This is a genomic window from Flavobacterium johnsoniae UW101, from assembly GCF_000016645.1.
Classification (GTDB): domain Bacteria; phylum Bacteroidota; class Bacteroidia; order Flavobacteriales; family Flavobacteriaceae; genus Flavobacterium; species Flavobacterium johnsoniae.
Genome location: NC_009441.1, coordinates 1,754,364 through 1,768,376 on the forward strand (window position 1 = coordinate 1,754,364; position 14,013 = coordinate 1,768,376).

10 protein-coding genes are annotated in these 14,013 nt (G+C 34.0%); 6 read left to right on the forward strand and 4 right to left on the reverse strand.

Annotated features, from left to right (window positions below):
- The first annotated feature begins 7 nt into the window (after window positions 1–7).
- On the forward strand, window positions 8–469 hold the full coding sequence (locus tag FJOH_RS07895; RefSeq protein ID WP_012023598.1) for an Lrp/AsnC family transcriptional regulator: 462 nt from the start codon (window positions 8–10) through the stop codon (window positions 467–469).
- Between the two features lie 119 nt (window positions 470–588).
- Window positions 589–1,935 carry a deoxyguanosinetriphosphate triphosphohydrolase gene (locus FJOH_RS07900; protein WP_012023599.1) on the forward strand — a complete coding sequence of 449 codons (1,347 nt, stop codon included), beginning with the start codon at window positions 589–591 and terminating at the stop codon, window positions 1,933–1,935.
- Between the two features lie 69 nt (window positions 1,936–2,004).
- Here the strand turns inward: FJOH_RS07900 and FJOH_RS07905 are convergent, their stop codons facing one another.
- From FJOH_RS07905 to FJOH_RS07915, 3 genes are read right to left on the reverse strand one after another with little or no spacing between them, the layout of a single operon-like run.
- Window positions 2,005–3,006, reverse strand: a complete 1,002-nt coding sequence (locus FJOH_RS07905; protein ID WP_012023600.1) for a DUF3078 domain-containing protein — start codon at window positions 3,004–3,006, stop codon at window positions 2,005–2,007.
- A 34-nt stretch (window positions 3,007–3,040) separates the two neighbouring features.
- Complete coding sequence (locus FJOH_RS07910; RefSeq protein ID WP_012023601.1) at window positions 3,041–4,828, reverse strand: 1-deoxy-D-xylulose-5-phosphate synthase; 1,788 nt, start codon at window positions 4,826–4,828, stop codon at window positions 3,041–3,043.
- 41 nt (window positions 4,829–4,869) lie between these two features.
- Window positions 4,870–5,541: a hypothetical protein gene (locus FJOH_RS07915; RefSeq protein WP_012023602.1), complete on the reverse strand. Its 672-nt coding sequence runs from the start codon at window positions 5,539–5,541 to the stop codon at window positions 4,870–4,872.
- Between the two features lie 61 nt (window positions 5,542–5,602).
- Between FJOH_RS07915 and FJOH_RS07920 the strand changes: the two genes are divergently transcribed.
- From FJOH_RS07920 to FJOH_RS07930, 3 genes are all read left to right on the forward strand, one after another.
- Window positions 5,603–6,046, forward strand: a complete 444-nt coding sequence (locus FJOH_RS07920) for a nucleoside deaminase (RefSeq protein ID WP_012023603.1) — start codon at window positions 5,603–5,605, stop codon at window positions 6,044–6,046.
- Between the two features lie 74 nt (window positions 6,047–6,120).
- Complete coding sequence (locus tag FJOH_RS07925) at window positions 6,121–6,783, forward strand: hypothetical protein (protein ID WP_012023604.1); 663 nt, start codon at window positions 6,121–6,123, stop codon at window positions 6,781–6,783.
- An 11-nt stretch (window positions 6,784–6,794) separates the two neighbouring features.
- Window positions 6,795–7,427, forward strand: coding sequence for a hypothetical protein (locus tag FJOH_RS07930; protein ID WP_012023605.1), 633 nt, complete (start codon window positions 6,795–6,797; stop codon window positions 7,425–7,427).
- A gap of 5 nt (window positions 7,428–7,432) precedes the next feature.
- Here the strand turns inward: FJOH_RS07930 and FJOH_RS07935 are convergent, their stop codons facing one another.
- Entirely contained in the window at window positions 7,433–8,020 is a 588-nt protein-coding gene (locus FJOH_RS07935; RefSeq protein ID WP_012023606.1) for a hypothetical protein, read from the reverse strand.
- A gap of 232 nt (window positions 8,021–8,252) precedes the next feature.
- On the opposite strand from FJOH_RS07935, the gene FJOH_RS07940 reads away from it, so the two are divergent.
- Window positions 8,253–13,940 (forward strand): alpha-2-macroglobulin family protein, encoded by a 5,688-nt coding sequence (locus FJOH_RS07940; protein ID WP_012023607.1) that lies wholly within the window; start codon window positions 8,253–8,255, stop codon window positions 13,938–13,940.
- Window positions 13,941–14,013: the final 73 nt, after the last annotated feature.

A 14,013-nucleotide genomic window follows, 5' to 3' on the forward strand; every position in this document is an offset into this window, starting at 1 on the left:
AAAAACTATGGAAAATTTAGATAAAACCGATTTACTGATCCTAAAATACCTTCAGGAAGACTGCAATATCAATACAAAAGATCTTGCGAGTAAATTATTTCTGACGGTAACGCCTGTTTACGAGCGTATCAAAAGACTGGAAAGAGATGGTTACATAACAAAATATGTAGCACTTTTGGATAAGAAAAAAATGAACCGCGGCATGACTGTTTTTTGTAATGTTCGTTTAAAAGAACACGCGAAAAATGTAGGAAGTAATTTTGTAAAAGATATTGTGGCGCTTCCAGAAATTATAGAATGTTACAATATTGCCGGCGATTACGATTTTATGCTCAAAATATTGGTGCAGGATATGGCTAGCTATCAGGATTTTGTCATGAATAAGCTGTCAACCATTGAAAATATTGGAAACACGAACAGTATTTTTGTAATGGGAGAAATCAAGCACAGCACGGCTCTCGAATTTTAAAACATTAAATTATTTATAAGGATCAATGGATTTTGGTTGAACAAAATCCTAAATAAAACGTATTTTTGAATTTTAGATGATAAATCTAAAATCATCCATCTAATATCTAAAATTGAAAAATGAACTGGGAACAACTTTTATCATTAAAACGTCAAGGAGATACAATTAAAAGATTACGTGCAGAACAAGATGATACACGATTAGGTTTTGAGGTCGATTATGACCGAATTATATTTTCGGCTGCCTTTCGCTCTTTACAAGATAAAACTCAGGTAATTCCGCTTTCTAAAACAGATTTTGTGCATACCAGATTAACGCATAGTTTAGAAGTTTCGGTTGTAGGAAGATCTTTAGGACGTTTGGTTGGTAAAAAAATCATCGAAAAATATCCTTATTTAAAAGAAGTTCACGGCTATCACATGAATGATTTTGGTGCAATTGTAGCAGCAGCTTCTTTAGCGCATGATATTGGGAACCCGCCTTTTGGACATTCTGGTGAAAAGGCAATTGGAGAGTATTTTTCGAGTGGAAAAGGATTAAAGTACAAAGATAAACTGACGGCAAAACAATGGCAGGACTTAATTGATTTTGAAGGAAATGCCAATGGTTTTTCAGTTTTAACAGCAAGCCGTCCGGGAATTGAAGGCGGACTTAGAATTTCGTATGCCACTTTAGGAGCTTTTATGAAATATCCAAAAGAAAGTCTTCCGAAAAAACCAACAAATAATATTGCCGATAAAAAATATGGTTTCTTTCAGTCAGACAAAACATTTTTTGAAGAAGTGGCTGCTGATATGGGATTGATAGCAAATAAAGAAGACGGTGATATTGGTTTTGAAAGACATCCTTTGGCCTATTTAGTCGAAGCAGCTGATGATATTTGTTATACAATTATTGATTTTGAAGACGGAATAAATCTAGGTTTAGTTTCTGAAGATTACGCTCTTGAATATTTAATCAAATTGGTAAAAGATAATATTGGGGTTGATAAATACAATATGTTAGAAACCAAAGAAGACAGAATCAGCTATTTACGTGCTTTGGCAATTGGAGCTTTAATTAACGATGCTGTAGATGTTTTTATTGAAAATGAAGAAGCAATTCTGGCGGGCAATTTCCCTTTTGCATTGACAGATAAAAGCAAATATAAAGCGCAGATGAATGATATTATCAAATTAAGTGTTGATAAAATCTATCAAAGCCGTGAAGTAATAGAAAAGGAAATCGTAGGTTATCAAATCATTCAGACATTACTGGATAAATTCATAACAGCTTTTAATAATAAGTACGAAGGGACGGCATCAAATTACGATAAATTGATTTTGAAAATGCTCCCGGAAAAGCATCATTTAGAGAAAGGTAATTTATACGAACGTCTGCTTCACATTTGCCATTACGTTTCGCTTTTAACAGATGGAAATGCTTTAGAATTATATGAAATGATTCAGGGACGAAAAAAGAATTGATATTGAATAAAAAAAACACCCCATAAAGATATTTATGGGGTGTTTTTTTATAATTAAAAGCGTTGTGATTTACTTGAAGGCATAAACTACACCAACACCTAGAACTTGTCTTAACTGCATCTTAGGCCCTTCATTAATCTGGGTTTTTGTTCCTGTAGCAGGATCTACAACATCTTTTTTGTTTTTAATATCATCATCATAAATTAAGTGAACGCCAATATTTGCTTTTACATAGGCATTTACAACCAGGTCCAGACGTGTGTCATAATCGATATCGACATTTCCGAAACGGTTTAAATAATCAGTATACAAGCTCAACCTGTTTTCGTAAAAAACGTTTTTATAAATTTCATTTTTCATGTAGGCGGTCAAAAGTATACCAAATTCGGCTTTTACTTTTTGTCCTTCTTCAATTAAAATCTGCTGTGTAGGATCTAAAGGATCAGGTGCATAAACGGCTTTTTTAACACCAAAAGAACCTTGGTTAGCTAAATTTTGATCTAATACTAATGTGGTTTTTAACGTAATAGGTGAGAAATAAAAAGTTCTGTTTTTCTCTTTATTAGAGTTTTCAGCTCCAGCTCCCAGAAATATGTATGCTGGCGCAAAAGGTCTGGAAATAGCTACATCTCTATTAGGATAATTGTAACCATTAGAAAATTGTGTATTGAAATTAAATTTTGCAGAATAATACCAATTTGAAATTGTATCTGTCCTGTAACCGTAAGTTGAGTTGAATTGAACCGCATCATCTGTCTTTCTTAATTCAGTACCATCCTGTTTATTTAGACCATATTTCATGATAAGTTCATTAAACCATTTCTGATTTCCTTTTATATAGGTTCTGGAAAATTCTCCTTTAAATAATCCTGAAATAGAGCTGGTTCCCCCGGCACTCCAGTTTAAAAAAGCAATTTGTGAAAGATCGAGTCCAAGTTGGTTTTTTTGTGCCCAGTTAGAAGGCGGTTTAGGACTTTGGTTTGGATCTAATGTAGTTTGAATAATCTGAGCAAAATTCTTAGATGTACACAAAAGAAATAAAAGCAAGAAGATTGAACGTAATAATTTCATTAGGTTTTAATTTTTTTTTGGTGCCGCAAAATAATTATTTTGTGCCGTTTGAAAAAAGATTTATTAAACTTTTAACGTCAATTTTACACAATTGTTGCAGTTGCTGCACGGTTCCGTGTTCAATAAACTCGTCCGGAATACCTAAAATTTTAACCTTGTTTTTAAAATTATTTGTGGCTGCAAACTCTAAAACAGCACTTCCAAACCCTCCTTTTTTAACTCCATCTTCTATTGTAATAATGTTTTCGAATGTAGAAAAAATAGTTTTTAATAAGTTGATATCCAGTGGTTTTATAAACGGAAAGTCATAATGAGCAATAGTGTCGGCATTTGCGCATTGAGCTAAAGCATCTGTTACATTATTTCCAATCGTTCCTGTAGATAAAACAGCTGTTTTTGTACCATTTTTTAGGCAGTTTCCTTCGCCTATTTTTATTTTTTCATACTGTCCGAAATTTTCTACTTCCCAGTTTTTTATAACACCGCGACCTCTCGGATATCGAATTGCGATAGGATTATTCAGACCTAATTGAGCTGTATATAAAATATTTTGAAGCGCAATTTCATTAATTGGCGCATAAATAATCATATTTGGAATCGAACGCAGATAAGCAATATCAAAAACACCATGATGCGTTGCACCGTCTTCGCCAACCAAACCAGCTCTGTCAAGACAAAAAATAACAGGTAAATTTTGCAGTGCCACATCGTGAATAAGCTGATCATAGGCACGCTGTAAAAAAGTCGAATAAATCGTGCAATACACCATCATGCCCTGAGTTGTCATTCCGGCAGCAAGAGTTACTGCATGCTGTTCAGCAATACCCACGTCAAAAGCACGATCCGGTAATTCATCCATCATAAATTTTAAAGAACTTCCAGATGGCATTGCGGGCGTTATCCCAATTATTTTTTCGTTTTTTCGGGCTAAATCCAGGACAGTCAGACCAAAAACATCCTGATATTTAGGCGGAAGATTTTCTTCAGATTTTAAATGAATTTCTCCGGTCGAAGCATCAAATTTTCCTGGCGCATGATACTTAACCTGATTTTCCTCGGCCTGCTGCAGTCCTTTGCCTTTTGTAGTTACAATATGAAGAAACTTAGGGCCTTTTATCTTTTTTAAACGTTTTAATTCTTTTATTAAAGTTGGAAAATCATGACCATCAATTGGTCCCGAATAATCAAAATTCAGAGATTTTATAATGTTGTTCTGTTTTGGATTTTTCCCATTTTTAACCGCAGTTAAATACTTTTTTAATGCACCTACGCTTGGGTCAATTCCTATAGCATTGTCATTTAAAATAACCAGAATATTAGCATCAGTAACTCCGGCATGATTTAGACCTTCAAAAGCCATTCCGCTTGCAATCGAAGCATCGCCGATAACCGCAATGTGCTGTTTGTCTAAATCGCCTTTTAGTTTAGAGGCAATCGCCATTCCGAGTGCTGCAGAAATAGAAGTAGAAGAATGTCCCACGCCAAACGTGTCGTATACACTTTCTGTTCTTTTTGGAAAACCGGAAATTCCGTCGATTTGTCTGTTAGTATGAAAAATTTCTCTTCTTTCAGTTAAGATCTTATGACCATAAGCCTGATGTCCAACATCCCAAACCAGTAAATCATCTGGAGTATTAAAAACATAATGCAGTGCAATTGTCAGTTCAATTACACCCAGACTCGCGCCCAAATGTCCTTCTTTTACCGAAACCACATCAATAATAAACTGACGAAGTTCCTGAGCCACTTGAGTAAGCTGTTCTTCTTTTAAAAGACGTAAATCAGCAGGATTGTATATGTTGGAAAGTAAATCGCTTTTCATTGTAAGGTAAAAAGCAAATTTACGGTTTTAATTTAATTTTATTACTGAGTATTGTGCAGGAAAATAGGCAGAGAATACTGCATTCTGATTTTTTTTCCGTTTGATTCACCAGGCTGCCATTTTGGGCAAGCATTCAAAACCCTGATGATTTCTTTTTCTAACGGTTCTTCGATTGCAGGAGAACATTCAAGAAAAGATACAGAACCGTTTTTTTCTACTGCAAATGCCAGTTTTAGATTGAGTTTCCAATAATATACATTTTCTGGTTTTTTAAATTCTTTTCCAAAAAAAGTATAAAATTGGTCAATACCACCCGGAAATTCTGCATTAATTTGAGTTGGAGTATTCACGGCAGTTTCTTTAATTTCTTTTTTTGAAGCAGTGTTTACTTTCTCTGCTTTTGTTGATAATACTGTACTTGATTTTAGTTCGTTGTTTTCATCTTTTTTTTGAGATTTAACATCATCAGCTTTCTTTAAAGACGCTGGAGGCGTTACAATTTTGACTGAACTATCTGTATTCTCTAAAGTTTCGTTTGTAACAGCTGACTTTGCTGCAGCAGAATTTGAAACAGTTTGGGTATCATCAGTTTTCTGTTGCCTTTCGTCTTTGTTTTGACAGCTAAACAAAATTGTTATAATAACTGTAAACAATGCCGGTAAAAATAACCTGTGGTACTGTGTTTTAGCAGCTATTTTATGTTTTCTTTCCATATTCTATTATCACGATTTAAATGTAATAAAAAATAAGTTGTAAAATCTTATTTTTGCAAGTATGATAAATCCTTTCACCGACGAATATTTTATGAAAAAAGCTTTGCAGGAAGCTGAAATCGCTTATGAAAAAGGCGAAATTCCTGTAGGAGCCATAATTGTCGTAGCCGATAAAGTAATTGCAAGAAGTCATAACTTGACAGAATTACTAAATGATGTTACTGCTCATGCCGAAATGCAGTCGATAACCGCGGCAGCAAATTTTCTTGGCGGAAAATATTTAAAAGATTGTACTTTGTACGTAACGCTCGAACCTTGTCAAATGTGTGCCGGTGCTTTGTACTGGAGCCAGATTTCAAAGATTGTTTTTGGCGCACGCGACGAACAGCGCGGCTTTATCAATATGGGAACAAAACTGCATCCTAAAACTACAGTTGTTTCTGGTGTAATGGCAAATGAAGCAGCAGATCTTATGAAACGGTTTTTTCTGGAAAGAAGGAAATAAATTAAAATAAGTAAGATTTTGTTTATATTTTTGTTGCCAGTGTTAATGATAACAAACAGTATTATAAAAAATCTATGTTATTAAAAAATATTTTTCTCTATCCAGATTTGGTTGAATTTAAAGACAGATCTGAAGATTTGTTACTCATCAGGGATCAGACTAGATTTATAGGAAACTATTTAGCTCGTCATTTAGCAAAATTAAAGTTTCATGCAGAAGGCTTTAATAGAGTTTGTATTATTGGAACAAGTAATCCAAAAGATGTATATCTCAATACTTCTTCTGCTCTTTCTATTGAAATTCCTTTTAATATAAATGAATGTCTGAAATTAGAGAAACATAATTTGGCAGATTATTACTCAAATTTGTACAGGATTGGATTAGAAGAATGTAATAAAATATACAAATTGCCACTCAAAGAATTGTTTCTTTGGCTTGATGAAATGAAAAAAAACAATTATAAAAATGAATGGACTTTTAAACAAAAAACATTTAAAAAATTTGAATTAAAATGTAAACTAGACTGTGCAATTGATCTTGATAAATTTACTTTACGATTAATTGTTTTAAAAAAAGGGAAAGAAATTTTTAATCAAATAATTCTAGAAACTCCTCCTGATGAAATTGTTTATCATCATAAATTTAAAGATGTTGAAATTATTGATGACAAACTTACAATAACAACTAGATTATATGGGGATAAGAATCTGTTTCAGCTCCCTCTTTATTCATTATAAAATAGAAGTTTATGACAGATTTCTCAACAATAAAAAATCTATTTCATATTACAGAACCTAATGGTTTCTCTAATGATGAAATTCAAATTGTTAAAAATAACTTTGGTAATCTTCCACAAGTATTTGTTGATTATTATACCGAATTGGGTAAAATTCAAAAATTAAATAATACTCAAGATTCATTAGTTGTTGTTGATCGTTTAATAAATTATGCGACTGATGAATATTTGATTTTTTATACAGAAAATCAGCATGCTTGTGTTTGGGGAATTCATAAAGATGATTTATCAAAAGACAATCCGCCGGTTTATATGAGTTTTGATGAAAAGGAATGGAATCTGGAAACCGAAACTTTGACAGATTTTTTTACTGCAATGGCATATCTTCAGGCTGGTTTTGGGTTGGATTTCTATTCAGAATGTTTTTATGAAATGGATGATAAAGCCTTAAAATTTATTGATGAGAATTTCAAAAATAAAGATGTTGCTTTTAAACAATGGGCTGATGGAATAAATTTCTACGGAAATCATGAAGATGATGTCATAATTGTTATGAGTAATAATCAAATATTTTATTCATCAAATACTGAGAAACATTTTCTAGAGATGGATAAAGTTCTCTCAAAACTTGGAGTACAGCTTTAGGCTTATTAAAATAACAGATCCATATAAGCGATTACAAATATCATGAATGAATTAAAACAGATTATATTGTAAAATGCATTTTCAGAACATCCTTTTTTTGAAAGAAGTATTTTTAAACTTATTCCTATCGAAAAAAGAAGTATTAAATAGCAATAGAACATTATTCCGTTAAAGCCAGATGTAACATTATCTGAATAATCATGTAATTTGGATTTTACATTTGTAATTGTTTTGAATAACAAAGTGTGCTTTATTTCTATATTGGGTTCATCAATAAACTTTTTTTGAGTAGAAAAATGAAGTCCATTTTTAGTGATAAAACGATAAGAAACTTTTTCTTTTAAAGTACCATTTTTACCTTGTACTGTTTTCACAGCATAATGAGTAATTACATCATCTGTTTTTGTTTTTGGTAGTAAATAATAATCTATAAATATTATAGCTATAAGAATCGTTATTAATACTAAAATCTTAATGACAATCTTTTTATTATTGGTAACAAATTTCTTTTCAATAAACTTTCCTTCTCGATTAAGGGGCATCACTATATTTTTAAGTTGAGCGAATATAATATTTTTATGTTTTACGAACATGAAATAATATAGTTTTAAAAATGCATTTAATGTTCAAACAAGCTTCTGAGTACCTCTGTAGTAAGCTGTGACTTCAACAAAAGTTAAATAATCAAATTAGAGAATTTTCTTCTTAAAGGAACGAAAAAATATTTTACATTTATCGTGATTTAATTCGTATTTTGCTGTTACGACTTTTAACGGTAAATCGCATTAAAATCTTAATTTGTTAACCATTTAACTCTAAATAAAAGTGAAAGCAAAAGGACTATCTCTCGTATTTTTTGTGTTTTTTATTTTTCAATCCTGCGGACGCAAATCGGCTGCTGATTTCAACTCCGATTTTTCGTTATTCAAAGATTACATTACCAGTTTTACAGGCGGAATTGTTTCTTCGGATTCAGATATTCGTGTGGTTTTGGCTTTCGATAAAAACGATTGGAAACCAAATCAGGAATTAGACGATGATTTGTTTGACATTTCGCCAAGTGTGAGTGGAAAAGTGGTAGCACTTTCTACTAATACATTAGCTTTTATTCCAGAGAAAAAACTAAAAGCAGGGACAGAATATCAAGTCACTTTAAACTTAGATAAGCTGACTGCTATTCCAAAAGAGAAAGAAAAAGAATTGTCTAAATTCAATTTTACAGTTAAAACGGTTAAACAGGATTTTACCATAAATACGGGCGATATTCAATCGTACAGCAAAGAATACCAATATTTAAACTGCGTTTTAAAAACGGCAGATAATATTGATTTAGAAACAGCTCAAAAGCTGGTTGAAGCCAAACATAATGGCAATAATCTTAAAATTAAATTTGAGAAAACAAACGGGCCTGCAAAAGAATTTCGTTTTATAATTGACAGTATTCAGCGTCAGTCAGAAGCTTCAAACTTAGAGATTATTTATGATGGAAATGATTTTGATATTGATCAGAAAGGACAAATCGATTTCCCGATTACAAGCATTAAAGAATTTAAAGTTATAAAGGTTGAAGTTCCAGACGGAAACAATCAGCAGGTTTTAATTAATTTCTCTGAACCATTAGAAAAAGGTCAGGATTTTGCTGGATTGGTTTCGATTCAAAACACCAATAATTTGAAATTTTCTACACAAGGAAATTTACTAAAAGTATATTTTACCAATCAAAATGCGCCTAAAAAAGCTGAGCCAGTGACAGTTGTTGCAGAAGAGCCTGTTGCGGTTGCTGTAGACTCGGCTTCCGTTGTGGTTGATTCAGCTGCAGTAGCAGTAGATTCAGCCGCCGCAGTTGTAGAAGATGCCGTTGAATATGTGCCAGACGAAGAACCGGAGCAAGTTGTTACGGGTGAATTATTATTGGAAGTTTTTCAGGGAATAGAAAGCCAGTACGGCAAAAAACTGGAAAATAATTATACAGAGAAAATCTCTTTTGACCAGATAAAACCAAATGTTCGTTTTGTAAAAAACGGAACAATTCTGCCAAGTTCAAACAATTTAAAACTGAATTTTGAAGCCGTAAATCTGAGCGCTGTAGATGTAAAAGTATACAAGATTTACAAAAACAATATTCTGCAGTTTCTTCAATACAACGAATTAAACGGCGGACAAAATCTCAAAAAAGTTGCTCAGCCTATAGCCAAAACAACGCTGAATTTAAGGGAAAGCACGCTTGTAAATCTCTCGAAATGGAATACGTATGCCTTAGATTTATCTAAAATCATTAAACCAGAACCGGGAGCGATTTATAGAGTTGAATTTGTGTATAAAAAGAAATACTCGCTTTACAAATGTGAAACATCAGAAGGTAATGACGAAGAAGCCGAGGAAGAAGAAGTTGATGAAAACGACGTAAACTACAGCGGAAACTCTTACGACGATTATTACTATTATGATGATTACGACTGGAGAGAAAGCCAGGATCCTTGTACAGGCTCTTACTATTACAATGCGAGAATTGCAACCAATATTTTAGCTTCAGATTTAGGAGTTATTGCAAAAAGAGGTGAAAACAAATCGTACTTATTTGCTGTAAACAATATCGTTACAACTGAACCAGTTTCAAACGCAAGAGTAGATTTATACAACTTCCAACAGCAAAAAATTGCAACAGAAGCAACAAGCAGTGAAGGAATTGCATCTTTCCAATTGGATAAATTCACTTATTTTGCGATTGTAACTTTAGGCGATCAATCGACTTACGTGAAATTAGACGACGGACTTTCATTGTCAGTAAGTAATTTTGATGTTGCCGGAGAGACTTTACAAAAAGGTCTAAAAGGATTCATTTACGGAGAAAGAGGCGTTTGGCGCCCTGGAGATAATTTGTATTTATCATTTATTTTGAATGATGCGGCGAATAAACTTCCGAAATCACATCCAATTAAATTCCGATTAAACGACCCGAATGGTAAGACGGTTTATCAAACCGTTCAAAAAACGAACGATTTAAATCATTATGCCTTTATAGTGCCAACAAATCAAGATGCGCCAACAGGAAACTGGGAAGCAATGGTAAGCGTTGGTGGTGCTAAATTCTATAAGAGCGTCAAGATTGAAACCATCAAACCAAATCGTTTAAAAATCAAGAATACATTTAGCAGAAAAACACTTTCGGCTTCGTATCCAAATACAGACAATCTTGAAGTAACATGGCTTCACGGTGCAATTGCTAAGAATTTGAATGTAGAAATGCAGGCTAAATTCTCTCAGCAAAGCACAACATTTAAAGGCTATGAAAAATATACTTTTGATGATTTGGCACGCCAATTCAGTACAGAAGAAATCAATATTTTCTCTGGAAAATTAAACGAAAATGGAAAAGCATCTGTAAACATTCAGCCAAGATTGCAAGGTCAGGCACCGGGAATGCTTCGCGCTTCATTCATTACAAAAGTGTATGAAGAAGGAGGGGATTTTAGTACCGATGTGATGTCAACGACCTATTCTCCGTACAAAACTTACGTTGGAGTTAAAACGCCTGAACTGAATAAATACAGCATGCTTGAAACGAGAACAAACAATCGTTTTGATGTTGTAACGGTTGATGAAAACGGAAGGCCAAAATCAGTTCGTAATCTCGAAGTAAGAGTTTACAAAGTAGACTGGAGATGGTGGTGGGATTCATCAAGCGATAATTTATCAAACTACAACTCATCGAATGCAACGACTTCATACAAAACATTTGTCATCAATACCGATTCAAGCGGAAAAGGAAGTTTCCAATTTGCTCTGACAGATGAAGAATGGGGACGTTATTTAATTCGTGTTGCCGATCAGGAAGATGGTCACGCAACTTCTTTAACCGTAAATATCGACTGGCCAATCTGGTCTGGAAAAACAAGAAATAGAGATGCGTCTACAGCTAATATGTTAGTTTTTTCTACCGATAAAAAGAATTATGCAGTGGGAGAAAAAGCACAAATTTCTTTCCCTTCAAGTGAAGGCGGACGCGCTTTAATTTCAATAGAGAACGGATCAAGAGTAGTGCAGACTATTTGGGCTGAAACCAAAAACGGAGAAACAAAAGTTGAAGTTCCGATTACTGGAGCAATGGCACCAAATGTATATTTTAATATCACGTTATTACAGCCTCACGCTTCAACCAAAAACGATTCGCCAATTCGTATGTACGGAATTGTGCCAATTGAAGTGGTAGATAAAAACACCATTTTGGCACCAACTCTTAATATGCCAGATGTTTTAAGGCCAGAACAGCCTTTTACAGTAAAAGTAGGTGAGAAATCAGGCAAAGAAATGACGTATACAATCGCAGTTGTAGATGAAGGACTTCTGGATTTAACTCGTTTTAAAACACCAAATGCATGGGATAGTTTCTACGTTCGCGAAGCTTTGGGAGTAAAAACATGGGATGTTTATGATGATGTAATTGGCGCGTATGGCGGAAAAATAAATCAGATTTTCAGTATTGGTGGTGACCAGGATTTAGGAGGCGGAAAAGCGAAAAAAGCCAACCGTTTTAAACCTGTAGTATTGTATTACGGACCATTTAAATTAGGAAAAGGAGAAACGAAATCGCACGATTTAAAACTTCCTAAATATATTGGTTCTGTACGAACGATGGTTGTAGCGGGAGATGCAAATACAAGCGCTTACGGAAGCGTTGAAAAAGCAACTCAGGTTAAGAGTCCGCTGATGGTATTGGCTTCATTACCAAGAAAAATTTCGCCGTCAGAAAAAGTAACATTGCCTGTAACGGTTTTTGCAACTGAAAATAAAATTAAAAATGTTTCAATTCAGGTAAAAACCAGCAACGGATTGAAAGTAATGGGAAGCGCGGTTCAAAAACTAAGTTTTGCACAGCCAGATGAAAAAATGGCGTATTTTAATTTAGTTGTGGGTTCTGCAACTGGAATTGCAAAAGTTCAGGTAATCGCAACATCGGGAAGTGAGAAATCAACTTATGATGTTGAGATTGACATGACGAATCCAAATCCAGTTACGAGCACTTTTACAGATGTTGTTTTAACGCCAAACAGTACGAAGACAATTTCATGGAACACTTTCGGAATTGCCGGAAGCAATAAAGCAAGGTTAGAAGTTTCATCTATGCCGTCAATGAATTTGAACGGAAGATTACAATTCTTGATTCAGTACCCGCATGGATGTGTAGAACAGACTACTTCATCTGTTTTCCCACAATTGTATTTGGGAGATGTTGCAGATATAGATGCAAAACGCAAAGATTTAATTCAAAAAAATATTGCGGCTGGAATTCAGAGATTGGGTAATTTCCAGTTATCAAATGGAGGAATGCCGTACTGGCAAGGAAATGCAATTGCAGACGATTGGGGAACTTCGTATGCAGGACATTTCTTGATTGAAGCAGAGAAAAAAGGATATGTATTGCCAATAAACTTCAAATCAAAATGGTTAGGTTATCAGCAAAAAGAAGCAAAACAATGGCGTTTTGAACCTAAATATGGAAATGATTTAGCTCAGGCTTATAGATTGTACACTTTAGCATTAGCTGGAAATGCCGATTTATCATCAATGAACAGATTGCGTGAAACAAAAGGTATTTCGAATGAAAGTATGCTTCGTTTGGCGGCAGCTTATGTTTTAGCAGGACAAAAATCGGCGGGACAAAGTTTGTTCTTGAAAACCAGCATTGATGGAAGTTCAGATGAATACAGTTATTACTATTATGGTTCTAGCGAAAGAAACAGAGCAATGGCTCTTGAAACGATGCTTCTTTTAGATCAGAAACAGAAAGCATTTGTAACAGCTTCTAAATTAGCCAAAGAAATGTCGGCTAATCAATGGATGAGTACGCAGACAACGGCTTATTGTTTATATGCAATGTCGAAATTTGCGGTGAGCAATGGACCAAAAGGAATCAACATTCAGTTTAGTAAAAACGGAAAAGGCGAGACCATAAACACAGGTAAATCGGTTGCAGATCGCAGTTTATCTGTTGCTTCTGGGGCAAACAGTATTACGCTGAAAAACAATAAAGCAAATACAGTTTATGTTCGTGTATTGAATACAGGAATATTGCCTATCGGACAAGAAAATGCGGTTCAAAGTGATGTTACAGCTTCTATTATTTTCAAAAACAGAAAAGGAAGTGTAATTAATGTTTCAAGAATCAATCAGGGAACTGAATTTGTTGCTGAGGTTACAATTAAAAACCAAAGAGGAGAAAGTGTTCAAAACGTAGCGTTATCGCAGATTCTGCCTTCAGGATTCGAAATTGTAAATACCCGTTTCACAGATTACGGAGACGCAGTAAACAACATCGCCGATTATATTGATATTCGTGACGACAGAACGAATTTCTATTTTGGAATGAAAGCCAGAGAAACCAAAGTTTTCCGAATTCTGCTAAATGCATCGTATTTAGGAAACTATTATTTGCCTGGATTACAATGCGAAGCAATGTACGATAATACATTCTTAGCCCGAACAAAAGGATTCTGGGTTGAGGTTGTGAAGTAAATTTATGGGCCACAGATTGTACGGATGAAATGGATTAACACAGATTTTAAGTTACTCTGTAAAAACCTGTTGT

Bases quoted from the DNA above. Each gene is read 5' to 3' on its own strand.
- FJOH_RS07900 (WP_012023599.1), top strand. From the start codon at position 589: ATGAACTGGGAACAACTTTTATCATTAAAACGTCAAGGAGATACAATT.
- FJOH_RS07925 (WP_012023604.1), top strand. From the start codon at position 6,121: ATGTTATTAAAAAATATTTTTCTCTATCCAGATTTGGTTGAATTTAAA.
- FJOH_RS07910 (WP_012023601.1), bottom strand. From the start codon at position 4,828: ATGAAAAGCGATTTACTTTCCAACATATACAATCCTGCTGATTTACGT.
- FJOH_RS07920 (WP_012023603.1), top strand. From the start codon at position 5,603: ATGATAAATCCTTTCACCGACGAATATTTTATGAAAAAAGCTTTGCAG.
- FJOH_RS07915 (WP_012023602.1), bottom strand. From the start codon at position 5,541: ATGGAAAGAAAACATAAAATAGCTGCTAAAACACAGTACCACAGGTTA.
- FJOH_RS07905 (WP_012023600.1), bottom strand. From the start codon at position 3,006: ATGAAATTATTACGTTCAATCTTCTTGCTTTTATTTCTTTTGTGTACA.
- FJOH_RS07895 (WP_012023598.1), top strand. From the start codon at position 8: ATGGAAAATTTAGATAAAACCGATTTACTGATCCTAAAATACCTTCAG.
- FJOH_RS07930 (WP_012023605.1), top strand. From the start codon at position 6,795: ATGACAGATTTCTCAACAATAAAAAATCTATTTCATATTACAGAACCT.
- FJOH_RS07935 (WP_012023606.1), bottom strand. From the start codon at position 8,020: ATGTTCGTAAAACATAAAAATATTATATTCGCTCAACTTAAAAATATA.